Genomic DNA, 17,206 nt, shown 5'->3' with positions numbered 1-17,206 from the left:
GCGCAGCAGCGCAGTCGTCAGGTGACCCGTTCCGCTCGCGCGACGCATTCCGTTCGCGCTCGCGTGAAGACGACACTCAATGAGGAGCGCGATCATGAATCGAATTATTGCGCTCGTAGTCGCTGTGGTAGTCGTGCTGTTCATCGGCTCGTCCATGATGTTCGTGGTCGACGAACGCCATGCGGGCGTGGTGAGCGCGCATGGCGGCGGCTCGCCCACGCTCGTCACGCCCGGCCTGCATTTCAAGCTGCCGCCGCCGTTCCAGACGCTCACGCTGATCGACACGCGTACACTCACGCTCGACGAAGCGGGCTCGGATCGCTTCAACACGTCGGACAAGAACGAGGTGATCGTGAACACGGTCATCAAGTATCGCGTGGCCGATCCGCTCAAGCTCTTCGAAAGCAACGAGAAGAACACGCAAACGGCGCAGGACCGGCTGGCCGCGCTCACGCGTACTGCGTTGACATCGGCGTTCACCAGGCGCTCGCTGACGGACGTGCTGGGTGAACAGCAGGCTATCGCGACCGAAGCGCAGAAGGAGATCGAGCAGCCGGTGGCCGCGTTCGGCGTGGAACTCGTCGATCTGCAACTCACGCGTATCGACTTTCCGCCGGCGGTTGCCGATTCGGTCTACAAACGCATGATCGCGGCGCGCCAGCAAGCGGCGGCCGAGGCGCGCGCGAAGGGCACGGCGGACGCCGATGCGCTCAAAGCGAGCGCGGAGCGCCAGCAGGAAGCCATTCTCGCCGATGCCTACAAGGAAGCGCAGACCATCAAGGGCGAGGGCGATGGCAAGGCTGCGTCGATTGCCGCCGACGCATACGGTGTCGATCCGCAGTTCTACCAGTTCTATCAAAGCCTCGAAGCGTATAAAAAGACCTTCAATGCGGGCGACGTGATGGTCGTCGACCCGAGCAGCGACTTCTTCCGCTTCATGCGCAGCCCGAATGGCGCTGCGTCGAGCGGCGCCGATGCCACCACACCGGCGCTCGCGCACAAGCGCTGAGCGTCCAAGCGTCGCGGTGCGAGCCGCGACGCCTTAAATCGAATGGATATGGCTGCATCGTTACTGCTCGCGATTGCGTTGATGCTGATTATCGAAGGGATGTTTCCGTTCGTCTTCCCTAACTCCTGGCGCGACACGTTCCGCCGGATCGCGCAACGGCCGCCGCACCAGATTCGCATCGGCGGCCTGATCGCCATGGTGCTTGGCGTGATCCTGCTGCTTATTGCGACCTGAAACGCGCGACCGGAAATTTCAAAGCGGGCTGACGTGTAGTAGATAGTCGCCCATAGACTCAAAGCTTGCCCTGACCGGCGACATTCATCACCCGCCGCGCTCAAACGCTCCGTAGGAAACGCACCGATGTCCACCTGGTTACTTCCCGAGAATATCGCCGACGTCTTGCCGTCCGAGGCTCGCAAGATTGAAGAATTGCGCCGCCGGCTGCTGGACCGTTTTCGTTCATATGGCTACGAACTCGTGATGCCGCCGATGCTCGAGTATCTCGAGTCGCTGCTGACCAGCGGCGGCAGCGATCTGAACCTGCGCACGTTCAAGCTCGTCGATCAATTGTCCGGCCGTACGCTCGGCCTGCGCGCCGACATTACGCCGCAGGTGTCGCGTATCGACGCGCATTTGCTGAATCGTCAGGGCGTGACGCGCCTGTGCTACGCGGGCAATGTGCTGCATACGCGGCCGCGCGGTTTGCACGCCACGCGTGAGCAGATCCAGATTGGCGCGGAAATCTACGGTCACGCCGGACTGGAGGCGGATCTCGAGATCCAGCAACTGATGCTAGATTCGCTGCGTCTGAGCGGCCTCGATAAAGTGCGCCTCGACCTGTGCCATGCCGGCGTTCTGGCCGCCTTGCTCGAACTCGAGCCGGCCGCAGCCGCGCTCGGCGAAGCCCTTTACGACGCGCTCGGTGCGAAGGATGTGCCGCGCCTGAACGAACTCACCGCCAAACTTGGCGATGTCACCCGGGAAGCGCTGCGCGCGCTGCCGTCGCTGTATGGCGACGCTTCCGTGCTCGACGAAGCGCGCGTGCGGCTGCCGAATCTGCCGGTCATCGAGCGCGCACTCGATGACCTCGCGTTCCTCGCAGGCCAGGCGAATGGCGCAGAGCTGATGATCGATCTCGCCGATCTGCGCGGCTACGCTTATCACAGCGGCGTGATGTTCTCGGCTTATGTGGACGGCGTGCCGAACGCGGTGGCGCGCGGCGGCCGGTATGATCACGTCGGGCAGGCCTACGGCCGCGCGCGTCCGGCAACGGGTTTCTCACTCGACCTGCGCGAAGTCGCCCGTATTTCTCCCATCGATGCCCGCGGCAGTGCCGTGCTCGCGCCGTGGAAACACGACGAACCGCTGCTCGCGGCGGTCGCTGAATTGCGCGACGCGGGCGAGGTGGTGATCCAGGCGTTGCCCGGCCACGAGCATGATCTCGATGAGTTCGCGTTCGATCGCGTACTGATCGAGCGCGACGGAAAGTGGGTGGTGGAGGTCCGTTCCTAGCGGTTTTGCGGTTTGTTGCCGTGTTCTGCAGCGTCAAACCGCAGACAAAGCTTCAGCCTCATTCGATCGATACAAAATCGATACGCGTTCGCAAATACCGGGAAAAACTCGGAACCTTCCGCGAACATAGGTAAAATGCGTTTTTAACCAGCTATCAAATTGACATGTCTGCCAGCGCAGTGAATGTGAACCCGGGGCGCAATGTCGTCGTGGTCGGCACCCAGTGGGGTGATGAGGGCAAGGGCAAGATCGTCGACTGGTTGACGGACCACGCCCAGGGCGTTGTGCGCTTCCAGGGCGGCCACAATGCCGGCCATACGCTGATCATCGGCGGCAAGAAAACCATCCTTCGGCTGATTCCGTCGGGCATCATGCGCGCCGGCACCGCCTGCTACATCGGCAATGGCGTCGTGTTGTCGCCGGAAGCGCTCTTCAAGGAAATTGGCGAGCTGGAATCGGTGGGTGTCGATGTCCAGAAGCGTCTTTTCATCTCCGAAGCCGCCAACCTGATTCTTCCGTATCACATCGCCATCGACCAGGCGCGCGAAGCGCGGCGCGGCGCGGCGAAGATCGGCACGACGGGACGCGGCATCGGTCCGGCGTATGAAGACAAGGTCGGCCGTCGTGGCTTGCGCGTGCAGGATCTGTACGACCGGGCCGTGTTCGCGGAACGCCTGCGCGAAACCCTCGATTTCCACAACTTCGTGCTGACCGGCTATCTGGGCGCCGCCGCGGTGGATTATCAGGAAACGCTCGACACCATGTTCGGTTACGCCGAACGCCTCGCGCCCATGGTGACCGACGTCTCGCGCCGCCTCTACGACGAAAACCATGCTGGCCGCAACCTGTTGTTCGAAGGCGCGCAAGGCACGCTGCTCGACATCGATCACGGCACGTATCCGTATGTCACGTCGAGCAATTGCGTGGCGGGCGCGGCGAGTGCTGGCGCGGGTGTCGGTCCGCAAAAGCTCAACTACATCCTCGGCATCACGAAAGCGTACTGCACGCGCGTGGGTGCAGGTCCGTTCCCGAGTGAGTTGTATGACGCCGACAACGTGAACCGCCAGGAGCAGGTCGGCCTGACGCTCGCGACCGTGGGCAAGGAATTCGGCTCGGTGACCGGGCGTCCGCGCCGTACCGGCTGGCTCGACGCCGCCGCGCTGCGCCGCTCGATCCAGATCAACGGCATCTCGGGCTTGTGCATGACGAAGCTCGACGTGCTCGACGGCCTGGACGAAGTGAAGCTGTGCGTGGGCTACAAGCTCGACGGCAAGGATGTCGACATCCTGCCGCGCGGCGCGTCGGAAGTGGCCCGTTGCGAACCGGTGTACGAGACGTTCGGCGGCTGGAAGGAAAGCACGATTGGCATTACGCAATGGGATAGCTTGCCGGCCAATGCGCGTGACTACCTGTCGCGTATCCAGGAAGTGGCGGGCGTGCCTATCGACATGGTGTCGACCGGTCCGGACCGCGATGAAACCATCCTGTTGCGTCACCCGTTCAAGGTTTAAGTAGCCTCGACGTGTAGCTTCGACCAAAGTGGCCGCGAATCAGCGGCCACTTTTGCATATTCAACAGACGTACATAGCTGTACATATTGAAAAGAGTTTCGCCATGATCGCGATGAAAGATCCGCGCAACGACGACCGCAACCTGTGGGTAGGCTGGGACGAATATCACCGGCTGATCGAACTGCTTGCGCTCGCCGTGCACGACTCGGGCTGGAAGTTCGACAATATCCTGTGCCTCGCACGTGGCGGCTTGCGTGTGGGCGACCAGCTTTCGCGCATTTATGACCTGCCGCTTGCCATCCTGGCGACAAGTTCCTATCGCGAGGCGGCGGGCACGGAGCAGGGCTCGCTCGATATCGGGCAATACATCACCATGACGCGCGGCGAACTCTCGGGCAACGTGCTGCTCGTGGATGACCTGGTCGACTCCGGCGTGACGCTCTCGCGCGTGCAGCAACACCTGAAGGAACGTTATCCGGCGGTCACCGCAGTGCGCTCGGCCGTGCTGTGGTACAAGGGCTGTTCGACGGTGAAGCCCGACTATCACGTGCAATTCCTCGAGACGAATCCGTGGATTCATCAACCGTTCGAGGAATGGGATACCGTGCGGCCGCACAATCTCGGCGCGTGGATCAAGCGGGGTGTTCAGAATGGGCGCGGCTGATTGAGGTCCTGAGCGTGTTCCGGTTTTATGCGTGAGCTGTTCACGTGAGTGGTAAGTGGTTGCGAAGCAGAACGAAACTGAAACGAAATGCCGTTTGATTCGCCTATCCGGTGCGATCGAACGGCATTTTTTTCACATCGTTAGTTAAAGCGGGAAAGTGCCGCCCATGCACCTTCGAGGCTTTGCCGCAATGCTAAACTGCCGCTTCGCTCCGGCCGTCGCGGTATCACAACAGGCCGGTCAGGCGCCGCACGCAACGTTAGAATGGCGTTCGTTTTTTTCCGCTTCGGACGGCTCCCGCGTTTATGAACAATATGACCCACGCGCACGAGCGCAAACAGCCGCTGCCTGCCCTGGCACTCGCCGCAATCGGCGTAGTGTTCGGCGATATCGGTACCAGCCCGCTGTATGCATTGAAAGAGGCATTCAGCAAGTCGCACGGTATCGAACTGAACGAAGCTTCCATCCTCGGGGTCATCTCGCTACTGTTCTGGGCGATCGTGATTGTCGTCGCCATCAAATACGTGCTCTTCGTGATGCGTGCCGACAACAATGGCGAAGGCGGCGTGCTCGCGCTGATGACGCTTGCATTGCGCACGTTGAAGGGGTCCGGGCGTGCGACCGGCGTGATGATGATGCTCGGCATTTTCGGCGCGTGCATGTTTTACGGCGATGCCGTGATTACGCCGGCCATGTCGGTGATATCGGCAGTGGAAGGGCTGGAAATTGCCACGCCGGCACTGTCGAATTATGTCATTCCCATTACCATCGTCATTCTCGTGATGCTGTTCTGGATCCAGCGCCGCGGCACCTCGGTGGTCGGCAAGCTCTTTGGCCCGATCATGGTGCTGTGGTTCCTGACGCTGGCCGTGCTTGGCGTGTATCACATCGTGCAAATGCCGCGCGTGATGATCGCGTTGAATCCGTATTACGCGTTTTCGTTCATGGCCGCGCACGTGCTGCAGACGTATATCGTGCTCGGCTCGGTCGTGCTGGTGCTGACCGGCGCAGAAGCGCTGTATGCCGACATGGGGCACTTCGGCGCAAAGCCGATTCGCTACGGCTGGTATGGCCTCGTCATGCCGTCGCTGCTGCTCAATTATTTCGGTCAGGGCGCGTTGCTGATGCACTCACCGGAAGCCCGGGAAAGCCCGTTCTTTCTCATGGCGCCGGAATGGGCGCTGCTGCCTTTGGTGATCCTGTCGACCATTGCGACGGTCATCGCGTCCCAGGCTGTGATTTCAGGCGCGTATTCGCTGACCAGCCAGGCAATCCAGCTTGGTTACGTGCCCCGCATGAAGATCCTGCATACGTCGGATCTCGCGATCGGGCAGATCTATATTCCGGTTGTGAACTGGATGCTGTTGTTCATCATCCTGTGCATCGTGATCGGCTTCAAAAGCTCTGAGAATCTTGCCGCAGCGTATGGACTGGCGGTCACCGCGACCATGCTGGTCACGACCATTCTTGCGTCGGTCGTGATGACCAAGCTGTGGGGCTGGAACAAGTTTCTGGTGGGCGCGATTATCAGCGTGTTTTTTATCGTCGATGTCGGGTTCTTCGGTGCCAGTCTTCTCAAGATCGAGCAGGGCGGCTGGTTGCCCCTGGGTATCGGCGGGGTGCTGTTTTTCCTGCTGATGACGTGGTTCAAGGGCCGCATGATCGTCAAGGACCGGACCGCCGCGGATGGTATTCCGTTGATGCCGTTCCTGCAGGGGTTGCTCGCGCATCCGCCGCATCGGGTGTCGGGTACGGCAATTTATCTGACCGGCAACGACTCGCTCGTGCCCGTGAGCCTGCTGCACAACCTGAAGCACAACAAGGTTCTGCACGAGCGCACTATCTTCCTGAATTTCGTGACGCGCGATGTGCCGTATGTCGACGACGCCGCGCGAGTGGAGGTGAAGGACGCGGGCGGTGGGCTGTATCTCGCGAAGGCGCAGTATGGCTTTAACGAAACCCCCGACGTGAAGGCGGTGCTGCACGAAATCGGCCGTACCCATGACATGACATTTGAACTCATGGATACATCGTTTTTCATGGCACGGGAGACGGTTGTGCCGACGCAGTTGCCGGGCATGTCGGTGTGGCGCGAACGCGTGTTCGCGTGGATGCATCAGAATGCCGCCAAGCCGACGGACTTTTTTAGTATTCCCGCGAACCGGGTGGTTGAGTTGGGGACGAAGATCGAGATCTGATGGCGAGCGTGTATGAATATTGCATACACGCTGCCGAATTGATCGTTGAATGAAAACGGCCCGTCGCAAAGCGACGGGCCGTTTTCATGTCTATCGAGCAGTGTCGTTCGCTTATTTCTTCAACTTTGCAAACGCCGCTGCCATTGCGCTGGCCGCTTCCGGTTCACGCTTGCCACCCGCATTGCCGCGGATGTCGCGGGCGCTTCCGCCGCCACCGCCTCGGCGGTCTTGCGCGCCTCGTGGCTGTTGTTGCGCAGACGAACCGTCCGCGGCGAAGTCGTCATCCAGACGCATGGTCAGCGCAATCCGCTGGCGCTTCACGTCCGTCTCCAGCACCTTGACCTTCACGACCTGACCCGCCTTCACGACCTCGTGCGGGTCCTTGATGAACTTCGTCGACATCGCCGATACGTGCACCAATCCATCCTGATGCACGCCGATATCGATGAACGCGCCAAACGCCGCCACGTTCGTGACCACGCCTTCCAGGATCATGCCCGGCGTGAGATCGGAGAGTTTCTCGACGCCTTCGCGGAACGTGGCCGTCTTGAACTCGGGACGCGGATCGCGGCCCGGTTTTTCAAGTTCAGCGAGGATGTCGCGCACAGTCGGCAAGCCGAATCGTTCATCGACGAAATCCGCCGGCGACAAGCCTGCCAATGCTTCGCGCTTGCCCATCACATCGGCGGCGTGTTTGTTGATTTTTGCCAGGATCCGTTCGACGACCGGATACGCTTCCGGGTGCACCGACGAGCGGTCCAGCGGATTCACGCCATTGTTGATGCGCAAGAATCCGGCGGCCTGTTCGAAGGTTTTATCGCCGAGACGGGGCACCTTCTTCAATTGATCGCGCGAGGCGAAGGGGCCGTTGGCATCGCGGAAATCGACGATATTGCGCGCCAGCGTCGCGTTCAACCCCGACACACGCGCGAGCAGCGCAACCGACGCGGTATTGGCATCCACGCCGACCGCGTTCACGCAGTCCTCGACCACCGCGTCGAGCGAGCGGGCGAGGTCGCGCTGGTTGACGTCGTGCTGATACTGACCGACACCGATCGCTTTTGGATCGATCTTGACGAGTTCTGCGAGCGGATCTTGCAGCCGCCGGGCGATCGACACGGCGCCGCGCAGCGTCACATCGAGATCAGGAAATTCCTTCGATGCCAGTTCGGAGGCCGAATAAATCGATGCACCTGCTTCGGACACGACGATCTTCTGCAGCTTCAGTTCCGGATGTTTCGCGATCAATTCGCTCGCGAGCTTGTCGGTCTCACGCGACGCCGTGCCATTACCGATACTGATCAGTTCGGCCTGCGTCTGCGCCGCGATTCGCGCGAGTTTGGCCAGCGAGCCGTCCCAGTCGCGACGCGGTTCGTGCGGATAAATCACGTCGGTCGCGAGCAGCTTGCCGGTGCGATCGACCACGGCCACTTTCACACCGGTGCGCATGCCAGGATCGAGGCCGATCACGGCTTTCGGACCCGCGGGCGCTGCGAGCAGGAGGTCTTTCAGGTTGCGTGCAAACACGCGAATGGCCTCAGCTTCGGCTTCTTCACGCAAATTCGTCAGTAAATCGTTTTCGATATTCGGCTGGACCTTCACGCGCCAGCACCAGCGGCACACGTCTGCTAGCCATTTATCGGCGGGGCGGCCTTGATTGGCGATCCCCACATGGTTCGCGATCAGCGTTTCGCCCGGATGCGGTACTTGCGCATCGAGTTCTCCGCCCAAGCCCAGCTTGACCGTCAGCACGCCCGCGTTGCGAGCCCGGAACAGCGCAAGCGCCCGATGCGACGGCACGGTGCGGATGGTCTCCGAGTAGTCGTAATAATCGCGGAATTTTTCGCCTTCCTCGTTCTGTTTTCCGTCCACGACGGTCGAAATCACGCTGCCTTGCTTGAACAGATAATCGCGAACCTTACCGAGAATTTCCGCCATCTCGCCGAACTGCTCCGAGAGGATATCGCGGGCACCGTCGAGCGCGGCTTTGATGTCGGCGACGCCTTTTTCGGCATCCACGAAACGTGCCGCTTCGGTTTGCGGATCGCGCTTCGGATCGGCGAGGAGGGCGTCCGCGAGCGGCTGCAGGCCGGCTTCGCGGGCAATCATCGCGCGGGTGCGGCGCTTCGGTTTGTACGGGAGATACAGGTCTTCCAGCACCTGCTTGCTGTCGGCGCCTTCCACGGCTGCACGCAGTTCGGGCGTGAGTTTGCCCTGTTCGTCGATGCTCTGGACAATCACCGCGCGCCGGTCTTCCAGCTCGCGAAGATAAATGAGCCGTTCCTCGAGATTGCGCAATTGCGTGTCGTCGAGATTGCCTGTCACTTCTTTTCGATAACGGGCGATGAACGGAACGGTTGCGCCTTCATCGAGAAGTTGCACGGTGGCGGCGACCTGCCGCGGCTGCACGCTCAACTCGGTGGCGATGCGCTGGACAATCTTGAGTGCTACGGTTTCCGTCATGGGGGTCTGCGTCAGCCTGCTGGCTCATCAAGGGCTTTTCGTACCGCGCATTTCACTTTAAGCCGCGCGAACACGTTTGCCGGGTTGGTGAAGCGGGGCATTTTGCCATAAATGCCGGAGGGCTCCGGCGCGCGGTGATAGAATTTCGGGATCGTAGAAGCTGCTTTCACTACCTTGTCCGTCTCCTTGTCTATCACGCTGGCTATCACGTTGCCGACTTCCCGCCTTTCGCCCGCTTTGCCGACTGCTCCAGTCGATTCGTTTGCCTCGACCGGTCTGACCGCATCGGGTGGCGCTGTTGCCGTCGTGCGGCCGGCAAGGGCGTCGCTGCACGTTTTGCAGGTCGCCCGGCCCGTCGCCGCAGTGCTCTTCGCGCTTGCCTGCGCAAGTTTCGGGCCGGCGGCGATAGCGCAGATGCCAAAGTCCATCGACCCGGGCACGTTGGTCACGCAAACGCCGCTCGACGAGACAGGCGCGCAAGGCGGCTCCGCGGGAGCGGCATCGGACGTGCGGGCAAGTCAGGCGGCCGGCGCGCCCGAAGCTAGTGCGCCCGACGCAGCGGCCGACCCAAACGGGTTCAGTGCGCGGCAGAAGGCGCTGGATGTGCGCAGCGAGGAGAATAATTATCGCTACGCAGTCAAGCAGCACGATTGCTACAGCGACTTCTTCGTCAATCACTGCCTGGGCGTCGCGCGCGAAGCCAGGCGCGAGGTGAGCCAGCAGATTCGTAAGGAACAACTGGCGCTCGACGACGAACAACGTCAGTTGCATGCGCAGCAGCGGGACCAGCAAACCGCGATCAAACGCGCGCAGTACGCGTCCGAAGCGCCGCAGCGTGCGGCGAGCGAGAAGGCTAGCGCGGAATCGTTTGCCGAGAAGCAGCGTCAGAACGAGTTGTCCGCGGCGCAGCGCAATGCGGAAGCGCCGCAGCGTGCGCAGAACCAGGCTACCTTCGATCGCAAGCAGGCGGACTACCAGAAGAAACTCGCCGATGCCGCCGCGCGCGGCGTGCAAGATGCAAAGGAACGCGAGGACAAGGCGGAACGCTTTGCGGCCAAGCAACGCGACGCTGCCGAGCATCAGGCGGAAGTCCAGTCCCGGCAGAAGGAAGCAGCCGCCAAGCAGGCGCAGCGTGCACAGCAGGACGCGGCAGACCGCGCGCATCAGGAACAGCTCAAGCAGCAACAGCAACAGCAGCAGCCGAAGTAAGCCGGGGCCGGACAGCAACCTCGGGCGACGCCGCCAGTGACCTGAAGCGGCTCGCCGCGACCAGAGGAGGCGAGTATGCATGCATATCCTGCAGCAGCAGTCGACACAGGTACGATCCGCGAACGTATCGGGCAGTTGGAGGCGGAGCATCACGGCCTGGATAGTCTTATCGGCAAGATGGCCGACGTTCCCGGCATTAATGACCTCGAGATCCGGCGCCTGAAAAAGCGCAAGCTCAAGGTCAAGGACACAATCATCCTGCTGCAATTGCAGCTGGAACCGGACGGGCGCTCAAGCACTTAAGATACGTCAGTCGCGTGACGTGCTTGGCCCGGAAGAACTTCATGCCAGCTGCCCAGGCCGCCTCGCCGGTAAGGGTAGAAACAAGCTTGGCTTACGCCAGTTACGAGCAGGAACACAAGCAGGAACGCCCCCTTGAATTCGCCCGACAATGCCCTCACAGAGAACGCGGAATCCGTGCTGAAGCCGGCCGCGAAGGCGGGTGTCGTCGACACCTCGCTTTCGCTCACGCTCGCGCCGAAGCGCCGCACTGAACTCGACGGGATTTTTGCCGCCGAGGGTCTGCTGGCGCGGCACATCGAGGGTTATCGTTCGCGTGCTTCGCAGGTCGAGATGGCGCGCGCGGTCGCGGCCGCCATGGAAGCGTCCGGGCGTGCGATGCCCGAACCCGCGATGTTCGACGCGCAACGCCGTCCTGCGCGCAAACTCGGGCCATCGGATGCGCCGGTCGTGCCTGAAGACGGTGCAGACGAGCTTGGCGTGGCGACGGCATCGACGCGTATCGACGGTGGCGAGAACACGCTGATCGTGGAAGCGGGAACGGGTACCGGCAAGACCTTCGCGTACCTCGTGCCGGCCATGTTGTGGGGCGGCAAGGTGATCGTCTCGACTGGCACGAAGCACTTGCAGGACCAGCTATTCCAGCGGGACATTCCCACCGTGCGCGACGCGCTCGCCGTGCCGGTGTCGGTCGCCATGCTGAAAGGGCGCGCGAATTATCTGTGTCACTACTACCTGCAACGCACCGCCGACAACGGCCGTTTGCCGACGCGCCAGGACACGTCCCATCTGCAGGAAATCATCCGCTTCGCGAAGCTCACGCGCACCGGCGATAAAGCCGAACTCGCGAGCGTGCCCGAGAATTCGCCCGTCTGGCCGATGGTCACGTCCACGCGCGACAACTGCCTCGGCCAGGAATGCCCGCAGTACAAAGAGTGCTTTGTGATGCAGGCGCGGCGCGAGGCGCAGCAGGCGGACATCGTGGTGGTGAATCACCACTTGTTCTTCGCCGACGTGATGCTGCGCGACACCGGCATGGCCGAGTTGCTGCCGACCGCGAACACCATCATCTTCGACGAAGCGCATCAATTGCCCGAAACCGCGACGCTGTTTTTCGGCGAGACGGTATCCACCACGCAGTTTCTCGAACTGGCTCGCGACGCCGTGGCGGAAGGCTTGAGCCACGCCCGCGATTTCTCCGACTGGACGAAGCTCGGTGCTGCGCTGGAACGTGCGGCGCGCGATGTGCGGCTGGCGTTCAAGGAAGATTCGGTGCGTATGTCGCTCGGTCAGCTTGCTGACGATCACCCGTTATTCGACGCGCTCGATACGCTGGAAGAGCATCTGGACGCGCTGACCAAAGCGCTCGGCGAACACGCTGAGCGGGCGGAGTCGCTCGGCGCATTGCTGCGTCGCGCGCGCGAGTTGCAGGGTTTATTGGGCGGCTGGACCGCACCGCCGACTTCCGTCGAAAAGGCGGTGGCCGAGGAAGCCGAAGCGGCGGCAAAAGGCGATCCGAACGAGATGGTGCGATGGATTGAAGTGTTCTCGCACACGGTGCAATTGCACGAGACGCCGCTGTCCGTCGCGCCGATCTTTTCGAAGCAGCGCGCCGGCGTGCCGCGTGCGTGGATCTTCACGTCGGCGACGTTATCGGTGCGTGGCGATTTCACGCATTACGCCGCGCAAATGGGCCTGAACGCGCGCCGTTCGATGACACTGCCCAGTCCCTTCGATTACCCGACGCAAGGCTTGTTGTACGTGCCGCGTAACTTGCCGCAACCGTCGTCGCCGAATTTCACCGACGCGGTGTTCGATGGCGCGCTGCCTGTCATCGAGGCATCGAAGGGGGGCGTGTTCTTTCTGTGCACGACGTTGCGCGCGGTCGACCGGATCGCAAACCGGTTGCGTGACACCATCGAACGTCGTGGTTGGGACTATCCGCTGCTGGTGCAGGGCGACGCGAGCCGCACCGAATTGCTCGACCGCTTCCGTTCCTACGGCAACGCGATCCTGGTGGGTAGCCAGAGCTTCTGGGAAGGCGTGGATGTACGTGGCGATGCGCTGTCGCTCGTAGTCATCGACAAACTGCCGTTCGCGCCGCCCGATGATCCGGTGTTATCGGCGAGGCTGGACGCGTTGACCAAGAAGGGCCTGAGCCCGTTCGCCGTGCACCAGTTGCCGCAGGCAGTGATTACGCTGAAGCAGGGGGCGGGCCGGTTGATCCGCGCGGAAACGGATCGTGGCGTGCTGATGATCTGCGATACGCGTCTCGTCGATAAACCCTATGGCCGGCGCATCTGGCAAAGCCTGCCGCCGTTCAAGCGCACACGCGAACTGGAAGTGGTGCGTGCGTTTTTCACCGATCCGGAAACGGTGGTGGCGCAAGAGGACGAATGAGCGCGGCTTTTTGCATGTCGAACGCCGCTAACTTATCCCGCGACGTGTTTCCAATGCTGGCGAGCGTCCCGGAACGACCCGCAAGCGCCGTTGGCGTCAAATCAGCCGATGGCCCGTTCCCGCCGCAGGATGAGACCGTGACAGTCGACGCCGGGTTTTCCCACCTTAGCTGGAACCGTGCCGACATAGGCGGTACAGCTATCCCCCTTTTTCGATAGTTCGACACTCAGATCGGTTTCGGCCCAGTCAATCTCGCCGCCCTGGACCTGCGTCGCTCGTACTATTCTGCTCACGCTCGCCAGTCGGCAGGTTGTCCGACGGATTCTCCGAGGAGCCCAAGTCAATAATTCAAAAAGGCATTCTGAAGCTTGCGGGCGCAATTTTCTCCGGTGAGCGCCAGCATCATCAGGATGCGCGCCTTGTGCGGAACCTGATCGTCCGTTACCAGCCAGTCGTAGCGATCATCGGGCTGAGCCGCATTGCGAATGACCACGCCCCCTCCTGTCCGTGAACCGCGGACAACATGAATGCCGCGCAATCTTGCGTCGACCAGAGAGTCAACTATTGAGGTCGCCACATTGCCGTTGCCGGTCGCGGCATAGATGACCGCCTTCACACCTGAGTCAAGCATGGCACGCACCATCGCGTCGTTCATGCCTCCATGCGCATAGATGATACCGACCTCCGGCACCTCGTCGATCTCGTCGATCGACCATTCGCTTTCCGTCGTGTGGCGACGCGCCGGCAGCCGGTAAAAGATCGGCTTGCCTTCGACAATAAATCCCAAGGGGCCGTAGGGTGACCTGAACGCGTCTTGCTTGAACGTATTCGTCTTGACGACATCACGCGCCGTGTGGATCTCATCGTTCGCGACAACCAGTGTGCCCTTGCTGTGTGCAACCTGACTCGCCGCCACGACGATCGCGTGGTAGAGGTTAAGCGGTCCATCCGAACTCAGTGCGGACGGTGGACGCATCGCGCCCACCACGACTACCGGCTTCGTGCTCTTGAGCGTCAGATGGAGGAAATAAGCCGTCTCATCGATTGTGTCGGTGCCGTGTGTGACGACAATGCCGTCAACATTGTCCCGTTTCAGCAGCGATGAAATTCGCTTGCCCAACTGCAGCAGTTGCGCGTTGCCGAAATTCTCCGAACCGAACTGAAATAGCTGCTCTGTCCTGATGTCGGCAATCGATGCCGCGACCGGCAGATCCGCAAGAATGTCGTCGATACGCAGCACGGAGCAGTCATACGCCGACGTGTTGATCGACGAGGCGCCGTGGCCTGCAATCGTGCCGCCCGTACCGATCAGTACAATCCGCGCTTTCGGCCGCGCAGCCATTACGATATCGCGTGTCATGAGCGTCCACCCAAGCTGAACATCGTGCAATCGATTGCCGTGGGCCTTTGGGTGATCAAGTCCCCCAGCAGTTGAGCGCAACCGGTCGCGAGCGTGAAGCCGAGCGCACCTTGGCCAACGTTCAGCCACAGATTTCTAATGGGCGTCGGTCCAATAACCGGCAGGCCGCGCGGCGTCGCGGGTCTCAGTCCGACCCATTCATCGGCAGCCGAATAGTCGCCAGCCTCCGGAAAGACCGCCTCCGCCTCACGGCGCAATGTCGCGAGCCGGTGGCCGTTGAGCGCGCGCGAGTAGCCGGCGATGTCGGCCATGCCTGCCACACGCATACGTTCGCCGAGTCTGGCGTACACGACCTTGCGGGCGAAATCCGTCACGCTGATCACCGGTGCGATACCACAGGATCTGACCGGAATCGTCAGGCTGTAGCCCTTCAGCGGATACACCGGCACACCGACGCCGACCGTCTTCAGCAGCTTCGCGCTCGCGCAACCCAACGCTACGACAATCTGCTCACCCGGCAAGCGGCGTGTGCCGGCCCAGGCTTCGACACGTCCGCCCGGCGCATGCTTCAACGCGCTGACGTCGGTCGCCAGCTCGAAAACGACGCCGCGCTCGCGCAGTACCTTCTCCAGGCTCACGCAGAATCGATAGCAATCCGCAGTGTCTTCGCTAGCCGTATATATGCCGCCGGCAATCTGGTTGCGAACAGCCTTGAGCGCGGGTTCGATCTGAACGCACGCTTCGTGATCGAGCGCCTGCTGCTCGCATCCGAGTGTGCGCTGGAATTCGAGAAGACCGACCGCCGACGCAAATGCGTTCGCGTCACGATGCAAGACCAGCTTGCCGGAACGTACATAGTTGAAATCGAGCGACGGTTCGTCGTCGACCAGTTTGTGCATCAGCGCGCGGCTCAGGAATGACAGTTGGAGCAAGTACCGCGTCGACCGTACATTTTGCTGCCGCGTGCACGCCCGCACAAACTGCAGACACCAGCGCCACAGGTCCGGGTCCAGTGACGGATGAAAACGCATTGGTGAGTCGCTGCGCGTCAACCAACCCGGGATCTTCGACAGGATGCCTGGGCCGGCCAGCGGCGCAACATAGCTATACGAAAGTTGCGCGCCGTTCGCGTAGCTTGTTTCCAGAGCGACTTCGGGATGGCGGTCGACAATTGTCACACGATGGCCTCCCGCATTGAGGTAATAAGCGGTCGTCAGGCCGATCACGCCTGCGCCAAGGACAAGTACGTCCATGAGGTCTACATCTTCACGACGGTGAGCAGCGTCTGCTTGCCGCTTTTGTAGTCATACAGGGAGATCGAGCCCTGCTTCAGATCGCCATGCGCGTCGAACTGCGTGCGACCGAGCACGCCGACAAAGTCCGCACTCGGCATCGCTGCGAGAATCTCTGCAGTTTTGATCGAATGGGCGCGTTTCATCGCATCGACGATGATGTACACAGCGTCGTAGGCGAACGGTGCATTGAGCTGCACGTGCTGATGAAAGCGTGCTTCGTAGCGTTGCTCGAAAGCGGGACCATCCGGCATTTTCTCGAGCGGCATGCCGGCGATCGAGCACACGACGTTGTCGGCAGCAACGCCCGCCAGCTTGGCGAGCGAATCGGCGCACAGGCCATCGCCACCCAGCACGCGCGCTGCGATCGCGAGCTGGCGCGCCTGCTTCGCGAACGGGCCGCCGGTGGCGTCCATTCCCCCGTACATGATGATGTCCGGATGCTCGCCCTTGACCTTGGTGAGAATCGAACGGAAGTCGACCGCCTTGTCGTTGGTTGCGTCATGCGAGAGGACGATTAAACCGTCCGCCTTCGCCTGCTTCTCGAACTCGTTGGCGAGACCCTGACCATAAGCAGTCGCGTCGTCCACGATCGCTACTGATTTCGCCCCGAGCGTTTTCTGCGCGTAGTCGGCCAGTGCCGGGCCCTGCTGGGCATCGGTCGCGACCACCCTGTAGGCAGTCTTGAAGCCTTGTTGCGTATAAACCGGATTGGTCGCCGATGGCGAGACCTCGACGATACCCGCGTCGCTGTAGATCTTCGAAGCCGGGATAGTGGTTCCCGAATTCATGTGACCGACCACCGCCACAACCTTGTCGTCGACGAGTTTCTGCGCGACCTGCGTGCCTTGGCGCGGGTCCGACGCGTCGTCCTGTGCGTCCAGCTCCAGCGTCACCTTCTGACCGCCGATCACAAGCCCCTTTGCGTTGATCTCCTCCACCGCGAGGCGGGCGCCGTTTTCGGTGTCCTTCCCCCACTCGGCATTCGCACCGGTCAACGGCGCGGCATGTCCAATTTTGACAACTTCGTCTGCGAACGCGCCGGCAGAGCCGAGCATGATCAAACTCACTCCGATACGGGCGCATAGCTTGCCGTGACATCTGGTCGACATGAGACTCTCCTGGTTATGCTGCTTGCTGGTTGGTGTCGCACTGACCCTCGTCGGGAATCGCTCGCGGACGTTGGACAGGACCGACTTTAGGGACGAAAAAATGACCGGCATTGCACCGAACCGCAAAAAAGTAGAAGAAACGCGACACCGTGGCCGAGTCCATTGATTGGCTTATA

General features: G+C 61.4%; 15 protein-coding genes. 9 read left to right on the top strand and 6 right to left on the bottom strand.

The features are described from left to right. Nucleotides 1–94: 94 nt before the first annotated feature. From hflC to EOS_RS39275, 6 genes are all read left to right on the top strand, one after another. Nucleotides 95–1,009 carry a protease modulator HflC gene (gene hflC / locus EOS_RS39300; protein WP_047897628.1) on the top strand — a complete coding sequence of 305 codons (915 nt, stop codon included), beginning with the start codon at nucleotides 95–97 and terminating at the stop codon, nucleotides 1,007–1,009. A gap of 42 nt (nucleotides 1,010–1,051) precedes the next feature. Next, nucleotides 1,052–1,243: a DUF2065 domain-containing protein gene (locus EOS_RS39295; RefSeq protein WP_047897627.1), complete on the top strand. Its 192-nt coding sequence runs from the start codon at nucleotides 1,052–1,054 to the stop codon at nucleotides 1,241–1,243. Between the two features lie 126 nt (nucleotides 1,244–1,369). Next, nucleotides 1,370–2,521, top strand: coding sequence for an ATP phosphoribosyltransferase regulatory subunit (locus EOS_RS39290; protein WP_047897626.1), 1,152 nt, complete (start codon nucleotides 1,370–1,372; stop codon nucleotides 2,519–2,521). Nucleotides 2,522–2,685: 164 nt separating this feature from the next. Next, entirely contained in the window at nucleotides 2,686–4,032 is a 1,347-nt protein-coding gene (locus EOS_RS39285; protein WP_047897625.1) for an adenylosuccinate synthase, read from the top strand. 103 nt (nucleotides 4,033–4,135) lie between these two features. Next, nucleotides 4,136–4,696, top strand: coding sequence for a phosphoribosyltransferase (locus EOS_RS39280; RefSeq protein ID WP_047897624.1), 561 nt, complete (start codon nucleotides 4,136–4,138; stop codon nucleotides 4,694–4,696). 305 nt (nucleotides 4,697–5,001) lie between these two features. Beyond that, complete coding sequence (locus tag EOS_RS39275; protein ID WP_047897623.1) at nucleotides 5,002–6,894, top strand: potassium transporter Kup; 1,893 nt, start codon at nucleotides 5,002–5,004, stop codon at nucleotides 6,892–6,894. A gap of 111 nt (nucleotides 6,895–7,005) precedes the next feature. Here the strand turns inward: EOS_RS39275 and EOS_RS39270 are convergent, their stop codons facing one another. Both EOS_RS39270 and EOS_RS45840 read right to left on the bottom strand, forming a co-directional pair. Continuing rightward, the gene (locus EOS_RS39270) at nucleotides 7,006–9,357 is read right to left on the bottom strand and encodes a Tex family protein (RefSeq protein ID WP_047897622.1); all 2,352 of its coding nucleotides are present in this window, start codon (nucleotides 9,355–9,357) and stop codon (nucleotides 7,006–7,008) included. 11 nt (nucleotides 9,358–9,368) lie between these two features. Continuing rightward, entirely contained in the window at nucleotides 9,369–9,785 is a 417-nt protein-coding gene (locus tag EOS_RS45840; protein ID WP_063177472.1) for a hypothetical protein, read from the bottom strand. On the opposite strand from EOS_RS45840, the gene EOS_RS39260 reads away from it, so the two are divergent. The 3 genes from EOS_RS39260 to EOS_RS39250 all read left to right on the top strand — a co-directional run bounded on the left by EOS_RS39260 (nucleotide 9,772) and on the right by EOS_RS39250 (nucleotide 13,266). Next, a complete protein-coding gene (locus EOS_RS39260; protein ID WP_063177471.1) occupies nucleotides 9,772–10,566 on the top strand; it encodes a flotillin family protein in 795 nt (264 codons plus the stop codon). The genes EOS_RS45840 and EOS_RS39260 overlap by 14 nt on opposite strands. A 75-nt stretch (nucleotides 10,567–10,641) precedes the next feature. After that, a complete protein-coding gene (locus EOS_RS39255) occupies nucleotides 10,642–10,869 on the top strand; it encodes a DUF465 domain-containing protein (protein WP_047897620.1) in 228 nt (75 codons plus the stop codon). Nucleotides 10,870–11,043: 174 nt separating this feature from the next. Further along, nucleotides 11,044–13,266, top strand: coding sequence for an ATP-dependent DNA helicase (locus EOS_RS39250; RefSeq protein ID WP_235443108.1), 2,223 nt, complete (start codon nucleotides 11,044–11,046; stop codon nucleotides 13,264–13,266). A gap of 101 nt (nucleotides 13,267–13,367) precedes the next feature. Here the strand turns inward: EOS_RS39250 and EOS_RS46740 are convergent, their stop codons facing one another. Genes EOS_RS46740 through EOS_RS39230 form a run of 4 tightly spaced genes read right to left on the bottom strand, consistent with a single transcriptional unit; the run spans nucleotide 13,368 to nucleotide 16,976 of the window. Further along, the gene (locus EOS_RS46740; RefSeq protein WP_152693260.1) at nucleotides 13,368–13,559 is read right to left on the bottom strand and encodes a hypothetical protein; all 192 of its coding nucleotides are present in this window, start codon (nucleotides 13,557–13,559) and stop codon (nucleotides 13,368–13,370) included. 47 nt (nucleotides 13,560–13,606) lie between these two features. Continuing rightward, entirely contained in the window at nucleotides 13,607–14,626 is a 1,020-nt protein-coding gene (locus EOS_RS39240; protein WP_047897618.1) for an asparaginase, read from the bottom strand. Next, nucleotides 14,623–15,879 carry a D-amino acid dehydrogenase gene (locus tag EOS_RS39235; RefSeq protein ID WP_047897617.1) on the bottom strand — a complete coding sequence of 419 codons (1,257 nt, stop codon included), beginning with the start codon at nucleotides 15,877–15,879 and terminating at the stop codon, nucleotides 14,623–14,625. The genes EOS_RS39240 and EOS_RS39235 overlap by 4 nt, the downstream gene beginning before the upstream one ends. A 5-nt stretch (nucleotides 15,880–15,884) precedes the next feature. Next, a complete protein-coding gene (locus EOS_RS39230) occupies nucleotides 15,885–16,976 on the bottom strand; it encodes a branched-chain amino acid ABC transporter substrate-binding protein (RefSeq protein WP_047897635.1) in 1,092 nt (363 codons plus the stop codon). Between the last annotated feature and the right edge of the window lie 230 nt (nucleotides 16,977–17,206).

The organism is Caballeronia mineralivorans PML1(12), from assembly GCF_001028175.1.
In the GTDB taxonomy this organism is placed as follows: domain Bacteria; phylum Pseudomonadota; class Gammaproteobacteria; order Burkholderiales; family Burkholderiaceae; genus Caballeronia; species Caballeronia mineralivorans.
The sequence above is the reverse complement of the archived record's forward strand: the minus strand, read 5'-3'. Positions and strand labels throughout refer to the sequence as shown.